We start from the raw sequence: 684 nt of genomic DNA, 5'->3' as shown, positions 1-684 counted from the left end.
GTTCGACTATGTGCTCTCGCCCGTGGCGCCCATGCCGGCCTTCGCGGCCGAACTGCCCTCGCCCACCAACGATCCGCTGCGCCCGCTGGAGCACATCGCCTTCACTGTGCCGTTCAACATGTCGGAGCAGCCTGCTGCGTCGGTGCCCTGCGGCCACACGGCCGCGGGCCTGCCCATCGGCCTGCAGATCGCCGGCCCGCGGTTCGACGACCTCGGCGTGCTGCGCGTGGCGCGGGCGTTCGAGCAGGTCCGTGGCCCGCTGCCGGCATGGCCGCGGCCGCCGGCGGCCTGAGCCGGGCATCCTGGCCTGCATTCCGCTTTCCCGCTCTCTTTCCCTCCACGCACCGAAGCCCCCGAATGGATACCTTGATCATGGCGGCCCTGATCGCCGCCGGCGTGCACATGCTGAACGTGCGCCAGCAACGCCGCCGCATCGCCCTGCTCGGCAGCCACCTCTCCCAGTTCCAGATCGAGAAGCTCATGGAAAACCTGCTCGAGGGCTACCTGCGGGCGCTCGGCGAGAAGGAGGAAGCGCGGCGCGACCAGATCTGGCAGTTGCTGCGCACCACCGAACTGCAGCTGGCCGAGCAGTTCCAGCGCTTCGCCGCCGATTTCGCGAAGGTGGAGCCGCAGAGGGCGCGCGTGAGCCGCATCCCCGTGGCCCTGCCGTTCGCGCTGCAGCTC

At 70.3% G+C, this 684-nt stretch carries 2 protein-coding genes; both read left to right on the top strand.

The window, feature by feature from the left end; translation table 11 throughout:
* Nucleotides 1–292: amidase family protein (locus GVL52_RS31520; RefSeq protein WP_244619322.1), on the top strand; the 292-nt coding region annotated here is incomplete at its 5' end.
* A gap of 65 nt (nucleotides 293–357) precedes the next feature.
* A partial coding sequence (locus GVL52_RS31515; RefSeq protein ID WP_200847933.1) for a hypothetical protein occupies nucleotides 358–684 on the top strand: 327 nt, incomplete at its 3' end.

Source organism: Rhizobium sp. 18055, from assembly GCF_902706285.1.
Taxonomy (GTDB): Bacteria; Pseudomonadota; Alphaproteobacteria; order Rhizobiales; family Rhizobiaceae; genus Rhizobium.
This window is presented reverse-complemented; position numbering and strand designations above follow the sequence as displayed.